Annotated in this window: 24 protein-coding genes and 3 tRNA genes; 7 read left to right on the plus strand and 20 right to left on the minus strand. The window is 68.7% G+C overall.

Annotated features, from left to right (window positions below; translation table 11 throughout):
* The first annotated feature begins 34 nt into the window (after nt 1-34).
* Complete coding sequence (locus V3W46_RS07570; protein WP_331782484.1) at nt 35-1,057, plus strand: pirin family protein; 1,023 nt, start codon at nt 35-37, stop codon at nt 1,055-1,057.
* Between the two features lie 82 nt (nt 1,058-1,139).
* On the opposite strand, the gene cls is transcribed toward V3W46_RS07570, so the two are convergent.
* The 14 genes from cls to ftsH all read right to left on the minus strand — a co-directional run bounded on the left by cls (nt 1,140) and on the right by ftsH (nt 14,008).
* The gene (gene cls, locus V3W46_RS07575) at nt 1,140-2,597 is read right to left on the minus strand and encodes a cardiolipin synthase (RefSeq protein ID WP_331782485.1); all 1,458 of its coding nucleotides are present in this window, start codon (nt 2,595-2,597) and stop codon (nt 1,140-1,142) included.
* 114 nt (nt 2,598-2,711) lie between these two features.
* On the minus strand, nt 2,712-2,867 hold the full coding sequence (locus tag V3W46_RS07580; protein WP_331782486.1) for a hypothetical protein: 156 nt from the start codon (nt 2,865-2,867) through the stop codon (nt 2,712-2,714).
* A gap of 38 nt (nt 2,868-2,905) precedes the next feature.
* A complete protein-coding gene (locus tag V3W46_RS07585; protein ID WP_331782487.1) occupies nt 2,906-3,094 on the minus strand; it encodes a hypothetical protein in 189 nt (62 codons plus the stop codon).
* Nucleotides 3,094-4,746, minus strand: coding sequence for a lysine--tRNA ligase (gene lysS / locus V3W46_RS07590; protein WP_331782488.1), 1,653 nt, complete (start codon nt 4,744-4,746; stop codon nt 3,094-3,096). The genes V3W46_RS07585 and lysS overlap by 1 nt, the downstream gene beginning before the upstream one ends.
* A gap of 162 nt (nt 4,747-4,908) precedes the next feature.
* On the minus strand, nt 4,909-5,892 hold the full coding sequence (gene panC / locus V3W46_RS07595) for a pantoate--beta-alanine ligase (protein WP_331782489.1): 984 nt from the start codon (nt 5,890-5,892) through the stop codon (nt 4,909-4,911).
* 148 nt (nt 5,893-6,040) lie between these two features.
* Entirely contained in the window at nt 6,041-6,769 is a 729-nt protein-coding gene (locus V3W46_RS07600) for a Rossmann-like and DUF2520 domain-containing protein (protein ID WP_331782490.1), read from the minus strand.
* A complete protein-coding gene (locus V3W46_RS07605) occupies nt 6,766-8,445 on the minus strand; it encodes a PH domain-containing protein (protein ID WP_331782491.1) in 1,680 nt (559 codons plus the stop codon). Before V3W46_RS07605 ends, V3W46_RS07600 begins: the two co-directional genes overlap by 4 nt.
* A complete protein-coding gene (locus V3W46_RS07610) occupies nt 8,442-8,963 on the minus strand; it encodes a PH domain-containing protein (RefSeq protein WP_331782492.1) in 522 nt (173 codons plus the stop codon). The genes V3W46_RS07605 and V3W46_RS07610 overlap by 4 nt, the downstream gene beginning before the upstream one ends.
* Before the next feature lie 4 nt (nt 8,964-8,967).
* The gene (locus tag V3W46_RS07615) at nt 8,968-9,453 is read right to left on the minus strand and encodes a DUF3180 domain-containing protein (protein ID WP_331782493.1); all 486 of its coding nucleotides are present in this window, start codon (nt 9,451-9,453) and stop codon (nt 8,968-8,970) included.
* On the minus strand, nt 9,450-9,974 hold the full coding sequence (gene folK, locus V3W46_RS07620; protein ID WP_331782494.1) for a 2-amino-4-hydroxy-6-hydroxymethyldihydropteridine diphosphokinase: 525 nt from the start codon (nt 9,972-9,974) through the stop codon (nt 9,450-9,452). The genes V3W46_RS07615 and folK overlap by 4 nt, the downstream gene beginning before the upstream one ends.
* The gene (gene folB / locus V3W46_RS07625) at nt 9,971-10,408 is read right to left on the minus strand and encodes a dihydroneopterin aldolase (RefSeq protein ID WP_331782495.1); all 438 of its coding nucleotides are present in this window, start codon (nt 10,406-10,408) and stop codon (nt 9,971-9,973) included. The genes folK and folB overlap by 4 nt, the downstream gene beginning before the upstream one ends.
* The gene (folP, locus tag V3W46_RS07630) at nt 10,405-11,298 is read right to left on the minus strand and encodes a dihydropteroate synthase (RefSeq protein WP_331782496.1); all 894 of its coding nucleotides are present in this window, start codon (nt 11,296-11,298) and stop codon (nt 10,405-10,407) included. Before folP ends, folB begins: the two co-directional genes overlap by 4 nt.
* Nucleotides 11,295-11,933: a GTP cyclohydrolase I gene (folE, locus tag V3W46_RS07635; RefSeq protein ID WP_331782497.1), complete on the minus strand. Its 639-nt coding sequence runs from the start codon at nt 11,931-11,933 to the stop codon at nt 11,295-11,297. Before folE ends, folP begins: the two co-directional genes overlap by 4 nt.
* A 62-nt stretch (nt 11,934-11,995) precedes the next feature.
* Nucleotides 11,996-14,008 (minus strand): ATP-dependent zinc metalloprotease FtsH, encoded by a 2,013-nt coding sequence (ftsH, locus tag V3W46_RS07640; RefSeq protein ID WP_331782498.1) that lies wholly within the window; start codon nt 14,006-14,008, stop codon nt 11,996-11,998.
* A gap of 284 nt (nt 14,009-14,292) precedes the next feature.
* Here ftsH and V3W46_RS07645 point away from each other — a divergent pair, with 284 nt between their 5' ends.
* Nucleotides 14,293-15,813, plus strand: coding sequence for an MFS transporter (locus V3W46_RS07645; protein ID WP_331782499.1), 1,521 nt, complete (start codon nt 14,293-14,295; stop codon nt 15,811-15,813).
* 72 nt (nt 15,814-15,885) lie between these two features.
* Here the strand turns inward: V3W46_RS07645 and V3W46_RS07650 are convergent, their stop codons facing one another.
* The gene (locus tag V3W46_RS07650) at nt 15,886-16,533 is read right to left on the minus strand and encodes a TetR/AcrR family transcriptional regulator (RefSeq protein WP_331782500.1); all 648 of its coding nucleotides are present in this window, start codon (nt 16,531-16,533) and stop codon (nt 15,886-15,888) included.
* A 101-nt stretch (nt 16,534-16,634) separates the two neighbouring features.
* On the opposite strand from V3W46_RS07650, the gene V3W46_RS07655 reads away from it, so the two are divergent.
* Nucleotides 16,635-18,179, plus strand: coding sequence for an MFS transporter (locus tag V3W46_RS07655; RefSeq protein WP_331782501.1), 1,545 nt, complete (start codon nt 16,635-16,637; stop codon nt 18,177-18,179).
* Nucleotides 18,180-18,358: 179 nt separating this feature from the next.
* Here the strand turns inward: V3W46_RS07655 and hpt are convergent, their stop codons facing one another.
* Entirely contained in the window at nt 18,359-18,910 is a 552-nt protein-coding gene (gene hpt / locus V3W46_RS07660) for a hypoxanthine phosphoribosyltransferase (RefSeq protein ID WP_331782502.1), read from the minus strand.
* A 115-nt stretch (nt 18,911-19,025) separates the two neighbouring features.
* Nucleotides 19,026-20,108 (minus strand): tRNA lysidine(34) synthetase TilS, encoded by a 1,083-nt coding sequence (tilS, locus tag V3W46_RS07665; protein ID WP_331782503.1) that lies wholly within the window; start codon nt 20,106-20,108, stop codon nt 19,026-19,028.
* A 67-nt stretch (nt 20,109-20,175) separates the two neighbouring features.
* Between tilS and V3W46_RS07670 the strand changes: the two genes are divergently transcribed.
* Entirely contained in the window at nt 20,176-20,670 is a 495-nt protein-coding gene (locus tag V3W46_RS07670) for an inorganic diphosphatase (protein WP_331782504.1), read from the plus strand.
* 114 nt (nt 20,671-20,784) lie between these two features.
* On the opposite strand, the gene V3W46_RS07675 is transcribed toward V3W46_RS07670, so the two are convergent.
* Nucleotides 20,785-22,128, minus strand: a complete 1,344-nt coding sequence (locus V3W46_RS07675; RefSeq protein ID WP_331782505.1) for a M23 family metallopeptidase — start codon at nt 22,126-22,128, stop codon at nt 20,785-20,787.
* Between the two features lie 131 nt (nt 22,129-22,259).
* Here V3W46_RS07675 and V3W46_RS07680 point away from each other — a divergent pair.
* The 3 genes from V3W46_RS07680 (at nt 22,260) to V3W46_RS07690 (ending at nt 22,611) form a co-directional block, all read left to right on the plus strand.
* Nucleotides 22,260-22,332, plus strand: a tRNA-Glu gene (locus V3W46_RS07680).
* 70 nt (nt 22,333-22,402) lie between these two features.
* Nucleotides 22,403-22,476 (plus strand) — tRNA-Asp (locus tag V3W46_RS07685).
* A 62-nt stretch (nt 22,477-22,538) separates the two neighbouring features.
* Nucleotides 22,539-22,611, plus strand: a tRNA-Phe gene (locus V3W46_RS07690).
* A gap of 96 nt (nt 22,612-22,707) precedes the next feature.
* On the opposite strand, the gene V3W46_RS07695 is transcribed toward V3W46_RS07690, so the two are convergent.
* Both V3W46_RS07695 and V3W46_RS07700 read right to left on the minus strand, forming a co-directional pair.
* Nucleotides 22,708-23,196 carry a GNAT family N-acetyltransferase gene (locus V3W46_RS07695; RefSeq protein ID WP_331782506.1) on the minus strand — a complete coding sequence of 163 codons (489 nt, stop codon included), beginning with the start codon at nt 23,194-23,196 and terminating at the stop codon, nt 22,708-22,710.
* A 208-nt stretch (nt 23,197-23,404) separates the two neighbouring features.
* Complete coding sequence (locus tag V3W46_RS07700; protein ID WP_331782507.1) at nt 23,405-23,959, minus strand: TetR/AcrR family transcriptional regulator C-terminal domain-containing protein; 555 nt, start codon at nt 23,957-23,959, stop codon at nt 23,405-23,407.
* Nucleotides 23,960-23,996 lie beyond the last annotated feature (37 nt).

Below are 23,996 nucleotides of genomic sequence, written 5' to 3' on the forward strand. Positions count from 1 at the left end.
CCGTGCACAGCATACCGAGGGTTAGATTTGCTTGGTGAGCAACCTCGAACGCGACCCCGCTGAAGTGACCGAGTGCTCGAATGGCCAGGCCACCGCCACAGCCGGGCTCGCCGAGCTCGTCGAGATCATCGAGCCGCGCGAGGTGCCCCTCGGCGGCCCTCGTGCCATGACGGTTCGCCGCACATTGCCGAGCAAGGCACGCACCATGATCGGCGCGTGGTGTTTTCTCGACCACTACGGCCCCGAACGGGTCGCCGCCACGGGTGGAATGCACGTTCCGCCCCACCCGCACACCGGGCTGCAGACCGTGTCGTGGCTGTTCGAGGGCGAGATCGAGCATCGCGACAGCGTCGGCAGCCACGCCCTCGTTCGGCCGGGCGAGCTCAACCTCATGACGGCGGGCCGCGGAATCAGCCACTCCGAGGTCTCGACGCCCGGCACCGATGTGCTGCACGGTGCCCAGCTCTGGGTCGCCCTGCCCGACGACGCCCGGCACCGGCTGCCGTCGTTCGAGAGCCACGTGTCGAAGAGGGTGCGGCTGGGTGACGCCGACGTGCAGCTCTTCCTGGGGCGACTGGGCGCGATCGAGGCCGAGGCGCTGACGTTCAGCGCGCTGGTGGCCGCGCAGATCGATCTGCCGCCTCATGCCTCGGTCGAGCTGCCCGTCGAGGCGACGCACGAGCACGGCGTTCTGGTCGATGCGGGCACGGTGAGCATCCTGAACCGCGAGGTGCGGCCGCACGAACTGGCGTACGTGGCCCCCGGATGCACGACCCTCACCGTCACGGCCGGCGACGCCCCGGCGCGGGTGCTGCTCATCGGCGGCGAACCTCTCGGCGAACAGATTCTGATGTGGTGGAACTTCGTCGGCCGCAGCCACGACGAGGTCGTGGCCTACCGTGCCGCCTGGCAGGCGGAGGCGATCGGCGACGGCGCGCCGCCCGCAGCACTCGACGACCTCTTCGTCGCGACCCTGCCGGGCACGACCCACGACCACGAGGGCGGCCCCTTGCCGGCCCCCGCCCTGCCCACCGTGCGCCTCAAGCCCCGCCCGTGACCCGGTGGGCCGGAAGGGCGTCGTCGCCATCCGCGCATGTCGCACGTCGGGCCCACACGATGCCCCACGCGCAGAGTGTGCGCTACTGCAGCCCGGAGGTGAGGCGCGCGAGGTTGTCGAGAATCGTCGAGCGCAGCGGCTGCCGGTTCCACTCCTCGAGGGTGAGCTCGCGGCTCTGGGCGCGGTAGCCGTCTTCGACGACCCGCAGGTCGCGCACGAACGAGGCGCCGCGCACCATCATCGACACCTCCATGTTGAGGCTGAACGAGCGGATGTCCATGTTGCTCGAGCCGATCACGGCCACGTCATCGTCGATCGTGAAGTGCTTGGCGTGCAGAATGTACGGGGCCTGGTACATCCAGATCTGCACCCCGGCCTTCAGCAGCGCCTCGTAGTACGAGCGCTGCGCGTGGTACACGAGGGCCTGGTCGCCGATCTCCGACACGAACAGCTGCACCTCGACCCCGCGCTGCGTCGCCGTGGTGATCGCGTAGAGCATCGAGTCGTCGGGCACGAAGTACGGCGACGTGATGATGATGCGCTTCTGCGCGTAGTAGAGCAGCGCCAGAAACAGCCGCAGGTTGTTCTCGCCGTCGAACCCCGGTCCGCTCGGCACCACCTGACAGTCGAGCGCGTCGTCGGTGTCGAAGACGACGCCCGGGGTGATCGCCTCGGTCTCGCGCACGAGCAGTTCGTTGGTCTCGCTGTACCAGTCGGTGATGAAGATGGCGTTCAGCCCGTTGACGATCGGGCCCTGCACCCGGGTCATGATGTCTTTCCACTGCAGCCCGCGCCGCCTGTTCACGCGCTTGTTGTAGCTGCGGTCGATCATGTTCTGCGAACCCATGTAGCCGATGCGCCCGTCGATCACGAGCACCTTGCGGTGGTTGCGCAGGTCGGGCCGCTGCCATTTGCCCTTCAGCGGCTGCACCGGAATCATGAAGTTCCAGCTCACACCCATCTTTTTGAGCTGCCGGATGGTCTTGCGGTGCCCGGGCGACCGAATGGATGCCACGTGGTCGAGCAGCACCCGAACCGTCACGCCGCGCTTCACCGCGTTCTCCAGCGCGTCGAAGAAGTGCGCGGTCACGGAGTCGTACGACATGATGTAGAACTCGCAGTGCACAAAGCGGGTCGCGGTGTTCACATCGGCCGTCATCTCGGCGATCGATTGGGCGTAGTCGCCGATCAGCCGCGCCTTGTTACCCCCGACGAGCGGCATCGCCCCGAGGTGGCGGTTGAGCTCGACCACCGATCGCAGCCACGCGGGCCACGGATGATCGTTCGAGACCTGGTCGATACCCTCGGTGGTCTCGATGATGAAGTCGTTGATCGCCTGCTGTTTGTCGCGTCGCTTCTTGGGCAGCTTGTAGCTGCCGATGAGGAGGAAGACGATCAGCCCGAGATACGGAATCAGGAAGATGGCGAGCAGCCAGGCCATTGCCGAACTCGGCCGACGGTTGCGGGGTACCACGATGATGGCGGTGATTCGAACGCCGAGGTCGAACAGAAACAGCAGAACGATGACGATGGCGATCATCTCTGAGCCGTCGATGGCTGCACCTTCCCTGACGCGTGGGCGAACTACCCTTTACCGTATCGCGTCACGGGAACCTGACTCGTCACAGGCCGGGCGGGGACCGGCCCCACACAGTCACAGGCCGCGCTTGGCCCGCTCTTCGGCCTCGTACTTCGCCAGCATCTTGCGTTCGGTCTTGTCACTGCGGATGAGCGCGCGCATGATGAACCAGAACAGCAGCCCGACGGCGACCATCGGGAACAGTGCGGAGAAGTCGGCCCAGAAGTCCATGATGCTTCAACCTTACGCCGTGCCGCGGCGAGCCGGGCTCAGTTCGTCTTGGTGATGAACTCGACGAACCCCACGATGAGGAAGGTCAGCCCCACGCCCGCCACAATGAGCCGCGCCGCGACCAGCCGCTGGCGCTTCTGCTTCTCGTCGGCCGCCAGCTCCTCCGGGGTCTTCTCGGGTGCGTCGGGGTCGTCGGGGCCAGAACCGAGGCCGAAGAATCCGCTCATCACTTCACCAGCGGAAAGAGGATCGTCTCACGGATGCCGAGACCCGTCAGGGCCATCAGCAGCCGGTCGATTCCCATTCCGAGACCACCCGAGGGGGGCATCCCGAACTCGAGTGCACGCAGGAACTCTTCGTCGAGGCGCATGGCTTCGTCGTCGCCGGCCGCGCCGAGGCGGGCCTGCTCGATGAAGCGTTCGCGCTGGATGACCGGGTCGACCAGCTCGGAGTACGCCGTCGCGAGCTCGAACCCGCGAATGTAGAGATCCCACTTCTCGACCACGCCGGCGGTCGACCGGTGCGAACGGGTGAGGGGGCTCGTCTCGAGCGGAAAGTCCATGACGAACGTCGGCCGCACGAGGTCGCCTTTGACGAAGTGCTCCCACAGCTCCTCGACGTACTTGCCGTGGTTCGGCACGTGCACCTCGACGCCCTCGGCGTCGGCGAGTGCGCGCAGTTCCCCGGTCGAGGTCTCGGGGGTGATGTGGATGCCCGAAGCCCCGTACTTCGCAGCAACGGCGTCGTTCAGCGAGCCGTACATGCTGATGCGGTCCCAGTCGCCGCCGAGGTCGTACTCGGTGCCGTCGGCCCACGTGACGGTCGTGCCGCCGGCGACCGCGATCGCCGCGTTCTGCACCAGGGTCTGCGTCAGTTCGGCCATCGTGTTGTAGTCGCCGTACGCCTCGTAGGCCTCGAGCATCGCGAACTCCGGCGAATGCGTCGAGTCGGCGCCCTCGTTGCGAAAGTTGCGGTTGATCTCGAACACCCGGTCGATGCCGCCCACTACGGCGCGCTTCAAGAACAGCTCCGGCGCGATGCGCAGGTACAGCTCGGTGTCGAACGCGTTGCTGTGCGTCGAGAACGGCCGCGCGGCCGCTCCCCCGTGCATCGTCTGCAGCATCGGCGTCTCGACCTCGACGAAGGCGCGGTCGGCGAATGTCTTGCGCAGGCTGGCCACGGCGGCGGCTCGGGTGCGCACCATGGTTCGCGCCTCATCGCGCACGATCAGGTCGAGGTACCGGGCGCGCATCCGTGTCTCTTCGCTCAGCTCGGAGTGCAGGTTCGGCAGCGGAAGCAGCGCCTTCGAGGCGATCTGCCACTCGGTCACCATCACGCTGAGCTCACCCCGGCGCGACGAGATGACCTCGCCGCTGACGAACAGATGGTCACCCAGGTCGACCAGGTCTTTGAAGGCGGCGAGCGACTCGTCGCCCACCGCGGCGAGCGACACCATGGCCTGGATGCGCGTTCCGTCGCCCGACTGCAGCGACACGAAACACAGCTTTCCGGTGTTGCGCAGGTGCACGATGCGCCCCGCCAGCCCGACGGTCTCGCCCGAGACCTCGTCGGCGGCGAGGTGGCCCCACTTCTCCCGCACGGCGGGAATGGTGGTGGTCACGGGCACACCGACGGGGTACGCCTCGAGGCCCTGCTCGAGCATCCGTTCGCGCTTGGTCATGCGGATGACCTGCTGCTCGCTGGCTGCGGCCGCCTCGGCCGCCTCTTCTGCCGCGCGCTCTTCAGCTGCGGCATCGTTCGCGATCGAATCGGCCAGGGCGGCGTCGCCGGTCAGTTCGGCGTTCGCCGGCGGTTGGGCGAACGGATGCCCGTGGGAGCCCGCTGCGTCGTCGAGTGGATGTTCGGGGTTGCTGGTCATGCGTCGGGCACTCCTTGAAGTCGCCCCAAGTTTACGCGAGCCGCGCGACCCCCCGACGCCCGCCCCAGAACCCCTCGCGGCGGGCCGTTCTGCGCAAACGCACGGAATGCGACGTCATAGCGTGCCTCTGCGCAAAACCGACCGTCTCGGGGGGGGGGGGGGTCAGCCGCCGAGGTAGATCTGCTCGTTGTCGATGAGGCGGGTGGCGCCGACCCGGGCGGCGACGAGAACCGTCGCCTTGCCGTGGTAGCCGTCGTCGACGGGCAGGAAGGTCTTCGGATTCACCACCGCGAGGTACTCGAGATCGACCATCGGCTCGCCCATGCTCGCGCTCTGGGCGGCGGCGATGACCGCGTCGATTCCGCTGTCGGCGGCCGACTCGGCGGCTTCGAGGGTGTGCGAGAGCACGCGCGCGGCGAGGCGCTCGCGCTCGTCGAGAAACCGGTTGCGGCTCGACAGAGCGAGCCCGTCGGGCTCGCGCACGGTCTCGACGACCTCGACCGTGACCGGAATGTTCAGGTCGCTCACCATGCGGCTCACCACGAACACCTGCTGGGCATCCTTCTGGCCGAAGAGCACCACGTCGGGCTGCACGATGTTGAGCAGCTTGTTGACCACGACGAGCACGCCGTCGAAGTGCCCGGCGCGGCTGCGGCCCTCGAGCAGCGTGCCGACGGTGCCCGCCGAGACCTTGGTCTGGGTCTTGCCGTCGGGGTACATCTCGTGGGCGCTGGGCGCGAAGACGATGGTGTCGGCACCGGCGGCGGCCGCGTCGATGGTGGCGAGGTCGGCGTCGACGTCGCGGGGGTAGCGTTCGAGGTCTTCGCTCTCGTTGAACTGCAGGGGGTTCACGAAGATCGAGACGACCACGATGTCGGCGATCTGGCGGGCGCGGGCGATGAGCGCGAGGTGCCCGGCGTGCAGCGCGCCCATCGTGGGCACGAGGGCGACGGTCGCGGGGCGGCCCCCGGCGTCGGGCGCGGCGGCGTTCGCCGAGGCTGCGGCGGGCGCGGCGGCGGGCGCGGCGGCGTTCGAACCGGCACCGGGCGCGTCGGCGGCGTTCGCCGAGGCGGCGGCACGGGCATCCTGGCGGGCGGCGGCGATTTGGGCGCGCACGTCAGCGATCGTGACAGCGAGTGTCGGCACGGGTACTCCTTCTCTGCACGAGGCTGTCGTCGCCTCGTGGGCTGCACGTCAGCCGCACGGTGAGATCGTACGAGTCGCGGCCGACCGGCGCACCACACGATGTTACCCGCTGCATCGCACCGCCTCGCCCGTCGGCGCCGACGGCGGGCTACAGGCCGGCCGCGGTGAACGGGTCGATGGGACCGACGGCGCGCTGCAGGGCGTTCTCGACCGACGAGCGCACCAGCGGCGCGAGCATGCGGCCGGGCGAGGGCACGCCGATCGAGCTCAGGATGCCCGTGGCCTGGTCGACGATGGCGCTCGAGAACGTGGTGGCCGTCTCGATGGCCTCGGCATACGCCGCGCGGTCGGCCTCGGCCACCACGACCGGCTCACCGCCCATCTCGACCACCAGTGCCTGCCCGATCGGCAGCACCGGCGAGGGCGCGGTGACGGCGAAGTAGGTTCCGGCGAGGCGCGAGATGTCGATGCTCGAACCGGTGAACGACATGGCCGGGTGGACGGCGAGCGGGATCGCCCCGGCAGCCAGGGCCGGCGCGAGCACCCCGATGCCGAAGCCGGGCGCAGTGTGGATGACGAGCTGCCCGGGCTGCCACGCCCCGGTGGCGGCGAGCCCGTCGACGAGGGCGGCGAGTTCGGTCGAGGGCACCGCGAGCAGCACGAGCTCGCTGCGCTCGATGAGCAACGGAATGTCGAGAATCGGCGCGCCGGGCAGCATCACGTCGGCACGCTCACGGCTCGCCTCCGAGACGGCCGCGACGCCTACGATCGCGTGTCCGGCGCCCGCGAGTGCGGCGCCCAGCACGGGCCCGACCCGCCCGGCGCCGATGATGCCGATGCCCAGCCGGCCCGATCGTTGCTGTGGTTGCGGCGTCATGCGATCCGTCCGATCGGGGGGTGTTCTGCAATCGTGAGGGGCTCGGGAGGCGTGGGATGCTCGAGAGCCCCGGCGTCCTCGGCAGGCGAGGGACGCTCGGCGTGCTCGGCAGGCGTGGGAGGTTCGGGATGCTCGGCCCAGCGGTGAGACGAGTCCGATGCCGCGGCGGCCACCGCCGCCGCCGAGAGCGACTCGAAGGCCGAGAGCGCGAGGCCGCGATCGATCACGCCGAGACTGGCCCGCACGGGCCCGGCAATGGTGTTGAAGTGCAGCTCGGCGAGGTCGAGCATCCGTCGCACCGGCCCCTGGGCCACGTGCAGGCTCTGCAGCCGGGCCAACGGAACCACCCGCAGCCGGCGCCAGAAGAACCCCGAGCGCAGCAGCACGGCGTCGCTGGTGGTCGCGTAGCCGGTGCGCCGCCACGAGAACGGCCGCAGCACCATCGCGCGCCGGGGCGTCGCGGTGAACCCTGCTCCGCGCGCGGCCGAGAGCCCGCCCACGACGAGATGCCGGGTCTCGGCGCCGGTCAGGCCGGGCAGCACGAGGCCGAGCACCTTGTCGACGTCTGACGCCCGGCCCACGGGCAGCAGCAGGGTGTGGTGCTGGCCGGCCGAGCCGTGCGACGAGGCGTGGCCGGCACGGTTGATGCGGATCATCCACCACCCGAACGGCCGCCACAGCAGTGGCTGCGTCACCTCGATGGCGTGGATGCGCCCCGGCGGCAGCGTGTCGTTGCTCGTGGTGAGCAGGCCGAACCCGACGCGCACCCCGTCGGGCGTCGCGGCGATCGAGTAGCGAACCGACTTCGTGAAACGTCGCACGTAGAAGCCCAGCGAGCCGAGCAGGCTGGGCAGCAGCAGAACGAGCACGAGCCCGTGGTGCACCCAGGTCGCCGACAGAATCAGCGCCGCGACCACCACCAGCAGGAACACTGTGAACTCGCTCAGCACCAGCGACCCGACCAACCGCAGTGGGGCGATTCTCACCACCGACTCGGCCGGGGCCGAGCTCGGGTCGAGCTCGGGCGCGAGCAGTTCGTGCAGGCGCCGGTTCACGAGGCCCTGCTCGGCACCGGCCGCGACCGTCTCGGCCTCCTGCTGCTGAACTCCGGATGCCCGCCGCAAGATCTCGCGCCGAAGCTCGTCGACCTGCCCCGAGCCGAGGTACGCCAGGTCGACCTTCGCGTCTTGGCCGGCCACGCTCAGCTCGATCTTCGCGGCTCCGAACAGCCGCGCGAAGAACGGCCGGGTGATGTGGATGCCCTGGATGCGGTCGAGCCGGGCCTGCCGGTTGTGCCGGAACAGGATGCCGCTGCGCACCTCGACCGCGTCAGCGCTGATGCGGAAGGTGTGCATGCGCCAGGCCACCGAGAACGCGACGATCGACAGAAGCAGCACGCCGGCGATGATGAGCAGCGCGACACCCGTCTGGCCGTGGTCGTAGACCAGCGCGACGATGTCGCCGTTGTCGCCCGGGCCGGGGCCGTCGCCCGGGCCCGGTCCGGGCGTTATGAAGAAGTCGACCAGCCGCTCTCTCAGGTTGGCCAGGATGAACCCCAGGATGGCGACGAGGGCGAATCCGCCCTTCAGCAACGGGGAGGCCCAGTAGAGCCGGTGCCACTGGCCGTCGGCGAGCCGCGTCGCGAACCCCGCCGTCGGCGCCGGCTGGTCGCTCACAGCCCCGTTCTCCGGGTCTCGGCCAGCGCCACCAGCTGGTCGCGCAGCGCATCGGCCTCCTCCTCGGGCAACCCAGGGATCGACACCGCGGTCGTCGCCGCCGCTGTGACGAACTTGAGGTCGCTGAGCCCCAGCGCCCGGCCGAGCGGCCCGCGGTTCACGTCGATCAGCTGCATGCGGCCGTAGGGCACCGCCACGATTCTGAAGAACATGATGCCGCGGCGCATGAGCAGGTCGTCGTCGCGCAGTCGGTAGCCGATCGCGCGGGCCCGCCGGGGCGCCACCACGAGCAGCACGATCGTGACGATGAGCGAGGCCCCGAGCATCCACCAGCCCAGCCACCAGCCCGCGACGACGATGAAGAACACGCTGATGGCCGACATGATCAGCCCGGCGAGCACCGATGCGGCGAACTCGACGGCGACGTACTTCGGACTGACCCGCTGCCAGTCGTCATCCGGGCCCGCAAGACCTGCGAGGCCGGCCGAGAGCGGCCCGGAATCAGAGGATTCGCTCACTCGATCAGCTTAACCGGCGGTCGGGCAGCGGCTGCCGGTGGTCGGGATCTTTGTCTTCGGGGGGCAGCGTGCAGAGCTTCTCGGCGACCAGCCCGCAGGCGAGCAGGATGGCGCCGGCGATGGTCGCGGCGATGGCCAACCAGAGCGAGGCGACCGCGGGCACGACCGCCCGCGACAGCAGGTAGATCACCACGCCGAGGCCGACACCGGCGATGAGGGCGCCGACCATGCTCGACGCCTTCGCCAGCACGGCGATGCGCATCGCCCGGAAGGGATTGATCGGGTTCGGGTTGGTGCCGCGGATGGCGCGGGCGATCGGCACGGCGAGCACCACAACGATGGCGCCGGCGGCGACCAGCGTGATCGACAGCGAGATGGGCAGCGAGATGATGGGCTGGCCCGACGAGGCGAGGGCGATCTCGACGAAGAAGCCGACGACGCCGCCCACGATGCCGAGCAGCACCAGAGTCAGCGGGCGCGTGCGCTTCATCGCTGCCACCGGGCGTAGAGGCGAGGGCTCTCGTAGGTCTGGGCGAGCAGCGCGGCGATCGGCCCGTGGCCGGGCAGTTCGGCGTTCGGCTCGATCTCGTGCCAGGGCGCGAGCACGAAGGCACGCTCGAAGGCTCGCGGATGCGGCAGGGTCAGTGCATCGTCGTGGTGCTCCATGCCGGCGAACGTGATGATGTCGAGGTCGAGGGTGCGGTCGCCCCAACGCTCGGCCCGCACCCGGTCGTGGTTCTCCTCGACGGTGTTCAGGGCGGCGAGCAGCTCGTGCGGCTGTAGGGCCGACCGCACGGCCATGACCGCATTCAGGTAGGCGGGCGCGCTCAGGTCGACGCCCTCGGGCTTCAGCGCGTCGGTCTCGTAGAGGCTCGACACAGCGTCGACGATGATGCCGTCGACGGCTCTGAGTTCGGCGACCGCGTCGCGCAGGGTCTGCTCGCGGTCGCCCAGGTTGCTGCCCAGGGCGATGACGGCGGGCAGCGTCACGCGCAGCTTCTCCTGCCTCATGCCCTGCTCCTCGTGATGGTGATCGACACGTCGCCGAACGGCACGGTGATGGGGGCTTCCGGCTTGTGCACGGTGACTCGAACGGTCGACGCCACCCGGTGCGCCAGCACCACGCGAGCGACCCGCTCGGCGAGGGTCTCGATGAGGTCGACCGGCTCGCCGGCCACCGCCTGGGCGACCTCCTCGGCGAGCTCGCCGTAGTGCAGGGTCTGGGCGAGATCGTCACCAGCCGCCGCCGCCGAGGTGTCGAGCCACACCGTCAGGTCGATGACGAACGGCTGGCCGTCGCGGCGTTCGAAGTCGAACACCCCGTGGTGCGCCTGCACGGTCAGTGCGGTGAGGGTGAGGGTGTCGGGTTCGGCCGCAATCAGGGTGAGTGTCGGTTCAGAGGGCACGATCGGCAGACTAGCGGATGCCCGGCCGAGGTCGCTCATCGAGCCCCCTCCTTCCACTTCCCGGCCACGGCGAGCGCGGCTTTCGTGGTCTCGACGTCGTGCACCCGCACGGCCCAGGCACCGTGCTGCGCCGCCAGCGCCGCGGTGACGGCCGACACGAAGTCACGGTCTTCCATCGGCGCACCCTCGGCGACGAGCTCGCCGAGGAACCGTTTGCGCGAGGCGCCGACGATCACGGGCAGCCCGATGCGGGTGAACCGGTCGAGGTGGCCGAGGATCGCCCAGTTGTGCGCCGAGTTCTTCGAGAATCCGAGGCCGGGGTCGACGAGCATCCGGTCGGGGTTCATTCCGCGCACCACGAGTTCGGCGACCCGGTACTCGAGCTCGGCGCCGGCCTCGGCGACCACGTTCCCGTAGGTCGCCCTGCTGTTCATGGTGTCGCTGGGGCCGCGCCAGTGCGACACGATGAACGGCGCGTCGAGACGGATGATCGTCTCGGCCATCTGCGCGTCGCTGAGGCCGCCCGACACGTCGTTCACGAGCACGGCGCCGGCCCCGATCGCAGCCTCGGCGGTCGAGGCGTTCATCGTGTCGACGCTCACCGCGAGGCCTCGGCGGGCCAGCTCCTGGATGACCGGAACGACCCTGCTCTGCTCTTCGGCGACCGCGATGCGCCGAGCGCCGGGCCGCGTCGACTCGCCGCCCACGTCGATGATGTCGGCGCCGGCCGCGGCGAGTTCGAGGCCGTGCGCGATGGCGGCTTCGGCGCGCAACCAGCGGCCGCCGTCGCTGAACGAGTCGGTGGTGACGTTGAGCACGCCCATGATGAGCGTGCGCCCGTGGGGCAGTGACTCGTAGGTGACCCGCACGTCGTCGGCGCTGTCGTCGGGGCGGCGGCGCCGGGAGAAGGCGGCGCCGACGTCGGTCACGAGGGGTCTCCGCCGGGCGTGTGGGCCGCAGCCGCTGGGGAAGCAGGGGCGGGCGCGCCGGCGTGGGCGGGCGCGTCGGGCCGGCCGATCAGGGCCATCAGCTCGGCGCGCGCGGCCGGTTCGGCGAGCGATCCGCGACTCGCCACCGTCACCGTGGTGCTGTCGATCTGGCGCGGGCCCCGCGTCGTGACGCAGCCGTGGCTGGCCTCGAGCACCACGAGAACACCCCGGGCATCCAGACCCTCGGCGAGCGTCTCGGCGATCTGCTCGCCGAGACGCTCCTGCAACTGGGGCCGCGAGGCGAGCACGTCGACCACCGCGGGCAGCCTGCCCAGACCGATCAGCCGGTCGCTCGGCACGTAGGCGATGTGGGCGGTTCCGACGAACGGCAGCAGATGGTGCTCGCAGATCGAGCGGAAGTGGATGCCGCGAACCAGCACGGGCTCGGGCGTCGCACCGGCCTGCTCGAGCGGAAACAGCTCGCCGAGCACACTCAGCGGGTCGACCCCGACGCCCGAGAAGAACTCGGCGTACGCCCCGGCCACTCGGCGGGGGGTCTCGGCGAGCTCGGCGCGGCGCGGGTCTTCGCCCACGGCTTCGAGCAGCTCGAACACCGCGGCTTCTATTCGCGCCATATCCACTGTCGCCAGGCCATATCCGTCGGTAGGTTGAGCCGGAACCGCCGCCGAAGCGCGGGTCAGGCTGTTGCGGGTCGTGGCGTGCTCTGCGGCGCGCGTTTCGGCTTGGCCTCGGGCTCCGGCTCGCTCGTGATGCCGCCGTCGGTCGAACCGAGGTCGATCGGCAGCTTGGCCTTCACGAACTCCACCGGCGGAATCGACGAGACGGGGCGCTTCTCGCTCGACAGCCATTGCGGACGGGGCGGCAGGTGCCGCACGTCTTTGAAGATCTCTGCCAGCTCGTGCTGGTCGAGGGTCTCTTTCTCGAGCAACTCGGTGGCGAGGCGGTCGAGGATGTCGCGGTTGTCGTTGAGCACCTGCCAGGCCTCGTCGTGCGCGGCCTCGATGAGTTCGCGCACCTCGGCGTCGACCTGTTCGGCCAGGCTGTCGGAGTAGTCGCGCTCGTGGCCCATGTTGCGGCCGAGGAACATCTCACCCGACGAGCTGCCGAGCTTCACCGCACCGACGTGCGAGCTCATGCCGTAGTCGGTCACCATCTTGCGGGCCGTCGACGTGGCCTTCTCGATGTCGTTCGACGCACCCGTGGTCGGGTCGTGGAAGACGACCTCTTCGGCGACACGGCCGCCCATGGCGTAGGCGAGCTGGTCGAGCAGTTCGTTGCGCGACACCGAGTAGCGGTCTTCGAGCGGCAGCACCATCGTGTAGCCGAGGGCACGGCCTCGCGGCAGGATCGTGATCTTCGTCACCGGGTCGGTGTAGTTCATGGCGGTCGCCACCAGGGCGTGGCCGCCCTCGTGGTAGGCCGTGACCAGCTTCTCCTTGTCGCGCATGATGCGCGTGCGGCGCTGCGGGCCGGCCATGACGCGGTCGACGGCCTCGTCGAGGGCGCGGTTGTCGATCAGCTGCGCATTCGAGCGGGCGGTGAGCAGCGCGGCCTCGTTCAGCACGTTCGCCAGGTCGGCGCCGGTGAACCCGGGCGTCTTGCGGGCGAGCACCTCGAGGTCGACGCCGGCAGCCAGGGGCTTGCCGCGGCCGTGCACCTCGAGGATCTGCTGGCGGCCCTTGAGGTCGGGGGCGTCGACGCCGATTTGGCGGTCGAAGCGGCCCGGGCGCAGCAGGGCGGGGTCGAGAATGTCGGGGCGGTTCGTCGCCGCGATGAGGATGACGTTGGTCTTGACGTCGAAGCCGTCCATCTCGACCAGCAACTGGTTGAGGGTCTGCTCGCGCTCGTCGTGGCCGCCGCCCATACCGGCACCGCGGTGACGGCCCACGGCGTCGATCTCGTCGATGAAGATGATGGCGGGCGAGTTCTGCTTCGCCTGTTCGAACAGGTCGCGCACACGGCTCGCGCCGACACCGACGAACATCTCGACGAAGTCAGAACCCGAGATCGAGTAGAACGGAACGCCCGCCTCCCCCGCGACGGCGCGGGCGAGCAGCGTCTTGCCGGTACCGGGGGCGCCGTAGAGCAGCACGCCCTTGGGGATGCGTGCTCCGACCGCCAGGAACTTCGACGGGTCTTTCAAGAAGTCTTTGATCTCTTCGAGCTCTTCGATGGCCTCGTCGTTGCCCGCGACATCCTGGAACGTCACCTTGGGGGTGTCTTTCGACACGAGTTTCGCCTTCGACTTGCCGAACTGCATGACCTTGTTGCCGCCGCCCTGCATGCCCGAGAGCATGAGCCAGAAGAAGGCGCCGATGAGGATGACCGGAAGCAGGATTCCGAGCAGTGATACGAACCAGTTCGTCTGCGGAACCTGGTCGTTGAACCCATCGGCGGGCGCAGCCGCGGTGACGGCGTCGATGACCTCGGTGCCACGGGGGGCCACGTAGTAGAACTGCACCTTCGAGCCGTACTTGGCGTCGGGCGAGGTGAGGGTCAGGTCGACGCGCTGCTCGCCGTCGACGATGAGGGCCTCAGAGACCTTGCCGTCTTTCAGGTACTGCAGCCCCTGCTGGGTGGAGATCTGCTGGAAGCCAGAGCCCGTGATCAGGCCGAAACCGATCCACAGCGCGATCGCGCCCAGGATGATATACGGAATCGGAGACCGGAAAATGCGTCTGAGGCTCATGTCTTTCTTCGGTTCTTGAGGCAAAACCGGCACCTTTCTGGTCACCACGTACTGGCTAAGGTTACCCGGGCGCGACTGGGCGTGCCCTGCGTGTTCCCCGTGGGCTTAACCGACGCTCCTTATGCGAGTCGCCGGCCGATCCGGCCGGGCCGGGAATGAACGGCGGCCAGGGCCGGTTGCGTCCAGAGCTGAGTATCAAGTCGGCTCCGGCCGTATGTTTCCGTCGGGTAAATTCAGGAACTGTTCATTTCCGAAACTCGACAGTACCGTATAGAGTTGCGGTTATGTCTCAACCATCTCCCGCAGCATCCGTCGCTTCTTCTCGCCGGTGGTGGACGCTCAGCGTCGTCGCCCTGGCCCAGCTGATGGTCGTTCTCGACTCCACTGTCGTCAACATCGCCCTCCCCGCCGCCCAGGCCGACCTCGGCTTCTCCAACGCCGACCGCCAATGGGTCATCACCGCCTACTCCCTCGCCTTCGGCAGCCTGCTGCTGCTCGGCGGCCGCCTTTCCGACCTTATGGGTCGCAAGCGCACCTTCATCATCGGTCTGATCGGGTTCGCCGTCGCCTCCGCCCTCGGTGGCGCCGCCGACAGCTTCGGCACCCTGGTCGCCGCCCGCGCCCTGCAGGGAGCGTTCGGAGCCCTGCTCGCCCCCACCGCCCTCGCCGTGCTGACCACGACCTTCACCATTCCGAAGGAGCGTGCGCGGGCCTTCGGTGTGTTCGGAGCGATCGCCGGTGCCGGTGGCGCCGTGGGTCTGCTGCTCGGCGGTGTGCTCACCGAGAACTTCAACTGGCGCTGGAACCTCTACATCAACGTCTTCATCGCCATCATCGCGGTGATCGGCGCGGTGATCTTCCTCACCACCGTCGCACGCACCGGGCCGCGCCCGAAGCTCGACATCCCCGGCACCATCCTCGTGTCGGCCGGCCTGTTCTCGCTGGTGTTCGGCTTCTCGAATGCCGAGACCGACGGCTGGGGCTCGTTCTCGAGCTGGGGCTTCCTCGTGGCCAGCGGTGTGCTGCTGATCGCGTTCGTGCTCTGGCAGCGTGTGGCGAAGCATCCACTGCTCCCCCTCGCCGTCGTTCTCGACCGCAACCGCGGCGCTTCGTTCCTCTCGGTGCTCATCGCCGGTGCGGGCATGTTCGGCATCTTCCTCTTCGTGACGTACTACCTCGAGGTCTCGCTGCACTACTCGCCCATTCAGACCGGCACCGCGTTCCTGCCGATGATCATCATGCTCGTCATCTCGGCGCAGCTGTCGACCAACATCTTTGTGCCGCGGTTCGGCCCGAAGCTCATGGTTCCGATCGGCATGGTGATCGGCGTGGTCGGGATGCTGTTGCTGACCAGGCTCGATGTGAACAGCTCCTACGTGGGCAACATCCTGCCGGCGCTGCTGGTGCTCGGATTCGCGATGGGCTCGATCATGCCTGCCGCAATGCAGACCGCCACCCTCGGCGTGAACCGCCAGTTCGCCGGAGTCGCCTCCGCCAGCGTGAACACCAGCCAGCAGGTCGGTGGCTCGATCGGCACCGCGCTGCTCAACACGCTCGCTGCAACGGCGGCGACGAGCTACGTCACGTCGCACCTCCCGGCCTCGGCCGAGGTCGTCTCGAACGCAGCGATCGCGAGCTACAACACGGCGTACACCTACGGCGCCCTGTTCTTCGCCGTCGGAGCGGTCATCGCCGCTCTGCTCTACACGCGCCGCTCGACGGTCACGGCGACGGCACACGCCGCCCACGCGACGGCGCAGGCCGAAGACGCCAGTGACGACCTGCCTCTGGTGGCCGCGCACTAGGCGTAACCAGGCAAACCGAAAGCCGCCCCGCGATTGCATTCGCGGGACGGCTTTCGTCGTTCGTGCGGCCCGTCAGGCCTTCGGGTCGATGCCGAGTGCCGGCAGAATCACCCCGTCGATGATCGAGATGAGAAAGTCGCGGTCGACCTGCTTCTTGGTGATGAGCGTGCGATACGACGCCATCGACGGCGAGATCAGGGCGAGCAGCTCGATGGGGGCATCGGCCGAGATCTCGCCACGCTCGACGGCGCGCTTCATGAACAGACGGTTGACGGATGCCCGTGGCTCGACGATCGCGGCGTTCACCACGTCGGCCAGACCGGGGTCGCGCGACAGCATCGACATCACACCGGCCATGATCTGCAGCTTGCGTTCGCCGTCTTCGATCGAGTGCGGCTTGATCATCGCCACCAGATCGCCACGCAGGGTGCCCTTGTCGGGCAGTGACTCCTCTTCGTAGGCGCTCTGCTTCATGCAGGCGACCGCGTCGAGCACGAGGTGGGCCTTGGATGGCCAGCGGCGGTACAGCGTCGCCTTGCCGGCCTTGGCGCGGGCGGCGACCATGTCGATGGTCATGCCGTCGTAGCCCGTCTCGGCGAGCACGTCGAGTGCGGCATCCAGAATCTCGGGGTCACGGGTGTGGTCGCGCTTGCGACCGAGCTTGGGAGCAGTGTCGGAGGTGTCTGCGAGAGTGAGCTCGGCGGCGTCGATCTGCGTCATTACAGCGGCTGCCTTTCTGTGTGGAACGTCTGCGAAAAACTCCTCCACTTTCAGAAACTTCTAAGATCCGAAACTGGTGAGTACCGTATATGCTATCAAACATGTCGGAGAAAACGGCGGCTGAGACCGCATCGTCACGTCGCTGGTTCACCCTGGCCACCGTTGCCCTCGCACAACTCATGGTGGTGCTCGACGCGACCGTCGTCAACATCGCGTTGCCCGCGGCACAGGCCGACCTCGGCTTCTCGAACGGCGACCGGCAGTGGGTGGTGACCGCCTACTCGCTGGCGTTCGGCAGCCTGCTGCTGCTCGGCGGGCGCGTGTCAGACCTCATCGGCCGCAAGCGCGCCTTCATCATCGGCCTCATCGGGTTCGCCGCGGCCTCGGCGCTGGGCGGCGCGGCCGACAGCTTCGGCACGCTCGTCGCGGCCCGTGCTTTGCAGGGCGTCTTCGGAGCTTTGCTCGCGCCGACCGCGCTGGCCGTGCTGACCACGACCTTCACCATTCCGAAGGAGCGGGCCCGCGCGTTCGGTGTCTTCGGCGCCATCGCCGGTGCCGGCGGCGCCGTCGGCCTGCTGCTCGGCGGGTACCTCACCCAAGACTTCAGCTGGCGCTGGAACCTCTACATCAACGTCTTCTTCGCCATCATCGCCGTCATCGGCGCCATCATCTTCGTGCCGGCGCTCGGCAAGCGGGTCGGTGAGCGCCCGAAGCTCGACGTTCCCGGCACCCTGCTCGTATCCGGCGCGCTGTTCGCGCTCGTCTACGGGTTCTCGAACGCCGAGACCAACGGCTGGGGCGACTTCTGGACCTGGAGCATGCTGGTCGCCAGCGGCATCCTCTTCATCGCCTTCGTGCTCTGGCAGCAGCGCGCGAAGCACCCCCTGCTGCCCCTCACCATCGTGCTGAACCGCAACCGCGGTGCGTCATACCTGTCGGTGTTCGTCGCCGGGTCGGGCATGTTCGCCGTCTTCCTCTTTCTGACCTACTACCTGCAGACCTCACTGGGGTTCTCGCCCATCACCACGGGCCTGTCGTTCCTGCCGATGATCGCCTGCCTCGTGCTGGCCGCTCAGCTCGGCACGAACATCTTCGTTCCGCGGTTCGGGCCGAAGGTGCTGGTGCCGATCGGCATGGTGATGGCCTCGGCTGCGCTGGCGTGGATGACACAACTCGACCTGTCGAGCACGTACGCCGCGAACATCCTGCCGCCCCTCATGCTCATGGGGCTCGCCATGGGAACGATCATGCCGGCGTCGATCCAGACGGCGACGCTCGGCGTCGACCGCCAGTACGCCGGTGTGGCATCGGCCATGGTGAACACCAGCCAGCAGGTCGGCGGCTCGATCAGCACCGCGCTGCTGAACACGCTGGTCGCCACCGCCGTTACCGGCTACATCACCTCGAACATCGCCGGGGCGACCACGCCGGCGGCCCAGGCGGCGGTCGCCGCACAGGCTGCGGTGAACGGGTACCACGTGGCGTACTGGTGCGCATCGGCGTTCTTCCTCGCCGGCGCCATCATGGCGGCGCTGCTGTTCAAGCGCAAGGCCTCGGTTCAGGCCACGCTGCACGCTGCGCACGCTTCGGCCGAGCAGCACCGCGAGAACGACCGCCAGGCCGACGCGGCGACGGCCGCCGCCTGACCCGCGTGGCCTGACCCGTCCGTCCCGCCGCCGCGACCGCCGTTTGAGCAGCCCGCCGCCGGTCGACTAGCGCGCCGCCGGTTGAGTAGCGCGGCGCAGCCGCGCGTATCGAAACCCCCACGCCCGAACCCGGGTTCCCATACGGCCCCCCCGCGCGCCCACCCAACCAGCGAACACGGTCAGGAGTACATGTGGGGCGAGAGCACCCCGATGTCTTTCAGGTTGCGGTACTTCTCGGCGTAGTCGAGGCCGTAGCCGACCACGAACTCGTTCGGAATGTCGAAGCCCACGTATCGCACGTCGAGCTCGATCTTCACTGCGTCAGGCTTGCGCAGCAGCGCGCACACCTCGACCGACGCCGGGCCGCGTGAGCGCAGATTGGCCAGCAGCCACGACAGCGTCAGCCCCGAGTCGATGATGTCTTCGACGATCAGCACCGTGCGACCGTCGAGCTCGCTGTCGAGGTCTTTCAGAATGCGCACCACACCGCTCGACTGCGTGCTGTTGCCGTACGAACTCACGGCCATCCAGTCCATGCTCACGGGCAGGTGCAGTTCGCGCGCCAGGTCGGCCATGACCATCACCGCGCCTTTGAGCACACCGACCAGCAGCAGGTCGCGGCCGGCGTAGTCGGCCTCGATGCGTCGGGCGAGCTCGGCGATCTTCGCGTGAATCTCGTCTTCGGTGATCAGAATGTTCGACAGGTCGGCCTCGACGTCACGTGAATCCATGCCGCCAGCCTAGCGAACCCCGCCGGGCGCCTCAGCGTGCGATGGTCAGCATGAGATACGCAGCACGGGGTCGTATCCCGGCGCGGGCGGCGCCTCCTCATGTCGAGTGGCGCGTTCATGCTGAACGGCGCGCAAACACCAGCTGCGCGCCGACACGGGTGACCCGGATGCCCGGCAGGTCGACCCCGGCCTGCCCCCGCCAGTCGGTCACGAGCCGCAGGGCCGCGAGGGTCTGGGCGCGCGACAGGGTGGTGCCGAACTCTGCGGCGACCACGTATCGGATGATCCTCTGCGCGAGCGCCGGCGGGTTCGACGCCAGCCCGTGCACGTCGATCGCGATGCCGGCCTCGGCGTGCTCGACGATCTCGGTCGCCCATTCGGCGGCCAGGGCATCCAGCGCCTCGTCGTCTTCGCGCAGCAGCTCGGCCGTTCGCGCCAGTGCCTCGGCGACCCCGGGGCCCAGTTCGCTCTCGAGCAGCGGCAGCACCGTCTGGCGCACACGCACCCGGGTGAAGGCCGGCTCGTCGTTCTGCGGGTCGTGCCAGGCCTCGAGGCCCTGGTCGTCGAGCGACTGGTGCAGCGTGCGCCTCGGGATGCCCAGCAGCGGCCGCAGGTACGGCCCGTTGACCGGGCTCATGCCGCTCAGGCTGCTCGGCCCCGACCCGCGCGCCAGCCCCAGCAGCACCGTCTCGGCCTGGTCGTCGAGCGAGTGGGCGAGCAGCACGTGACTCGCCCCGGTCGACGCCTGCACACGCTCGAAGGCGGCGTACCGAGCGGCACGGGCTGCCGCCTCGGGGCCGCCCGTGGCGCCTCCCCCGGACTCGTGCCCGCCGCCGGATGCACCAGCGCCTGCCGCGCCCCGACCAGTCGACACGGTGACGGTCTCGATGATCACCGGGTCGAGACCCAGCTGCCGGGCCTGCTCGGCCGCGTGCTCCGCGACCCCGGCCGATGCCGCCTGCAGCCCGTGGTCGACGACGACGGCGCCGGCGGTGAGGCCCGCGCGCGGCGCCTCGAAGGCGAGGGCGGCTGCCAGGGCGAGGGAATCGGGGCCACCACTCAGGCCGACGAGCACGAGCCGGGCATCCGGAGCCTGCGCGTCGTCGAGCGGCAACGCCGCGGCAAGCAGCTCACGCACAGCGCGGCGCACATCGGCCATCGCCGGGGTGAGCCGCGATCGGCGGGCGTCGGGGTGCATCCAGTAACGTTATTGCAGTTCGAGCACACACTCACACGAGCACACAGTCATAAGGAGCACGTTCGTCATGGCCAGTTACGACGCCGTCATCGAGATTCCCAAGGGAAGCCGCAACAAGTACGAAGTCGACCACGAAACCGGGCGGGTGTACCTCGACCGCGTGCTCTTCACCTCGTTCGTCTACCCCACCGACTACGGCTTCTTCGAGAACACCCTCGGCCTCGACGGCGACCCCGTCGACGTGCTGGTGCTGCTCGAGTACCCCGTCTACCCGGGTGTCGGCGTGAAGGTTCGCCCCGTGGGCGTGTTCAACATGAGCGACGAGGCGGGCATCGACTCGAAGGTCATCGCCGTGCCGGCGAAAGACCCGCGCTGGGCCTCGATTCAGGATGTCTCCGACATTCCCGAGCAGCTGCGCAGCGAGATCGAGCACTTCTTCGAGCACTACAAAGACCTCGAGCCCGGCAAATGGGTCAAGACCGAGGGCTGGGGTTCGGCCGACGACGCCGAGCAGATCATCCAGAACGGCATCACCAAGCTCGCCGACGAGGGCGCTCACTAGCTCGCGGGCCCGCCCGCCCGCGCAGGGTCGGCAGATCCGCGCCAGTTTGGCAGATCCGCGCCAGTTCGAAGTGGCGCGGATATGCCGAACTAGCGCGCAAACGCGCGCGACCGCTCAGAAGCCGGAGCCGTATTGCGCCAGCACGTCGCGCGGGTTCTGCGCCACCCCGTTAAGGCGGGTCTCGAAGTGCACGTGGCATCCGGTCGATGCACCGGTCGTGCCGGCCTTGGCGATGAGCTGGCCTTCGACCACGCTCCAGCCCGAGCGCACCACGAGCGTGGTGTTGTGGCCGTACACCGTGGTGCGGCCGCCGCCGTGGCTGATGGTCACGGCGTTGCCGAGGCCGCCGTTCGAGCCGGCGAAGGTGACCGTGCCCGCCGCTGCCGCGTAGACGTTGGCGCCGCACGTTCCGCCCGGGCTGACCAGGTCGATACCCGCGTGCAGCCGCCACACCCGGTCGATCGGGTGCAGCCTGTTGCCGTACTCGTCGGCGACGCGGGCGTTCGGCAGCGGGCTGCTCCAGCCCTGGCCGCCTGAGCCCGAGAAGTACACCTCGCTGCCGCCGCCTCCTCCCCCGCCGGCCCGGGCTGCCGCCTCGCGCGCCTCCCGTTCGGCGCGTGCGGCCTCGTCGGCGATGCGCTTGCGTTCGAGCACACCGGCCTGGTAGTCGGCCTCGGTGGCCGCGCGGTTCTGCGTCAGAACGTCGAGCTGGGCCGCCAGTTCGACCCGCCGGCCCAGCTCCTCGGCCAGCGAGGCCTCCACCTCGCGCTGGGCCTCGGATGCCCGTGCCAGCGCCTCCTCGGCCTCGGCCCGCAACACGGCGAGCGCCGCCTCCGCCACGTCCGCCTGGGCTGAGAGCGTCGCCGCGGCGTTGCGGCTCTGCTCGGCCAACTCGTAGAACTGCGAGGTCGTCTCGGTGAGCTTGCTGAGCGCGCCGAGCCGGTAGAGCAGGTCGTCGGCGTTCGCCCTGTCACCCGTCAGCGCAGAAGACAGGTTCGAGCCGGCGCTGCGGGAGAGTTGTGCGGCGATGGCTCCGGCGCGCTCACGGTTCTGTGCGGCATCCGTCGCCGCGGCCGCGGCCTTCTGCTCGAGCAGCTGGCTCTGCGCGGCACCGGCGTCGAACGCGATCTGGGCGAGCTCGTACTCGGCGCCACGCTGCTCGGCTACCGCGCGCGCGGCCATCGTCTCGGCCTCGAGGCCCGCGATCAGGCCCTGGATGCGCGTGACCTCGCCCTGCTTCGTCGCCTCGCTCGAGCGGGCGCTGAGCACGTCGTCCCAGCTCGGGTATTCCGCCGCCGAGGCCTCGCCGCCGGTCAGCGCGTCACCCAGAACGAGGGCGACGCTGACGGCGGCCGCGCGCAGGGTGAGCCTCAGCCGTGGCGCCCGGGGTGAGGGGCGGCGAGGCACCCCGTGGGGTGCGCGGCGGCGCGCTGTCGGCGGGGCGGAGGGGTTGGTCACAGCGGCATTTCCTGTCGATCGGTGGGAACGGGCATCCGTCGGCCCCAGTCGTGTGAGCAACCCTAATTCGAGGTGGCTGCGGATTCGACGTTCGCCACCCGGATGTGGCATACTCGTTGAGTTGTCAAAACGGCCCCATCGTTTAGCGGCCTAGGACGCTGCCCTTTCACGGCAGTAGCACGGGTTCGAATCCCGTTGGGGTCACGATCCACGTAGGGTAGGCTCTTCTGGGGCCGCACTCCCGGGTTCGACAACAACACAACTTCACACGCATGGCCCTGTAGCGCAGTTGGTTAGCGCGCCGCCCTGTCACGGCGGAGGTCGCCGGTTCAAGTCCGGTCAGGGTCGCACAGGTTCGATGCCCTTCCCTCGGGAAGGGTTTTTCGGCCTCTGGAGGGGTTCGCCCCTTCGGCTCTGTAGCTCAGTTGGTAGAGCGTTCGACTGAAAATCGAAAGGTCACCGGATCGATGCCGGTCGGAGCCACTGCCCTACTTCGAGGCTTCTACTTGGAGTAGGGCTTTTTCGTGCCCGCTGCGCCGGTTCGCATACGCCGGGGGGTCATTGCGTGACCACGCTCGTTCAGATGACCATGACGACGCGGTCAGTGAGGCCACGACGCGCTTCGAGCTCAACGCGGTGGCGCAGACCCTTTGTCCACTGCGGCTCCCGCAGTTCGACGAACCCCAGCCGTCGATAGTACGGAGCGTTCCATGGCACGTGCGCGAATGTCGTGAGGCTGAGGCCATCCAGACCCTCGATGACAGCCCACTCGGCGGCGTGCCGGATCAGCGCCGCGCCGATGCCTCTTCGAGCACAGTCGGGATGAACGGTGACCTGCTCGATATGAGCACGACGATCCAGCCGCTCCGCCAACAGGTACGCCGTGACGCGGCCGTCGTCGGCGTGCACCCAGGCGGCGCCGGCGGCGACAGACGCTGCGACATACTCGACGGTCGGGAACGGGTCATCAGAGACATCCGCCATGCCGATGCTCCGAAACATCTCGTTCGCGGCATCCTCGATCTCGATCATCGTGTCGATGTCTGCCACGCGCGCTTGCCGGATCACCGCACCAGTCAACCAGCCTGAGCAACACGGCCGGCGTGCGCCACGCCCCCTGACTCCCCGTTGCTCCCTCTGCGAGCTCGTCTTATTGGGCGCGGATCTCGTCGGCGTCGCTGCCGCGAAGGGAGATGTAGAACGCATTCTGGCCGTGTTCGAACGGTTTGGCGGTCTGCAACGTCGTAGGCCAGCCGGCCGGTGCGTCGGGCGAATATCAGTGGCGGCGATTCAAGCCGTCGACGAGGAGACGGAGACCCTCCTCGAACGCTTTGTCGTGATCGATGGCGGGTGCGTCGTCCGGCACCTCGGCTCCCGGATGCGACTGCTCCTCGAGGGTGCTGCCGATGGTGAATCGGCTTGCGGTGAGCATCGCCAGGCGAGCATCCTGCTCTGGCAGACCGGATTCGGCGAGGAAGGCGAATTTGCGCGACAAGCGGTCGAAGCCCTCGGCATTCGGGAACGTTCCGGCGTGAAGTCGTGCCCCATCGCGGTGCTGAAGCAGGATTCGGCGAAAGCTGCGGTAGTTCTCGATGAACCACTGCTGCCAGTCGTCGCCGGGCGACGGCAGCGCGATGGCGCCGAGGGGCTCCAGGGCGGCTTCGGCCATCGCAGTCAGAAGGTCCTCCTTGCGCTTGAAGTGCCAGTAGAGGGTCGGCTGCTCCACGCCGAGGCGTTGCGCGAGGCGCCTGGTGCTGAAGCCGTCGAGGCCCACTTCGTCGAGCAGGGCCAGTGCTTCGTCGACCACCTGCTGTTTGTTCACCTTCGTCATCTTGCAAACTCTATCGGTGATAAGTTCGCTGGAGAAA

This window comes from Subtercola sp. YIM 133946 (assembly GCF_036553535.1).
In the GTDB taxonomy this organism is placed as follows: Bacteria; Actinomycetota; Actinomycetes; order Actinomycetales; family Microbacteriaceae; genus Subtercola.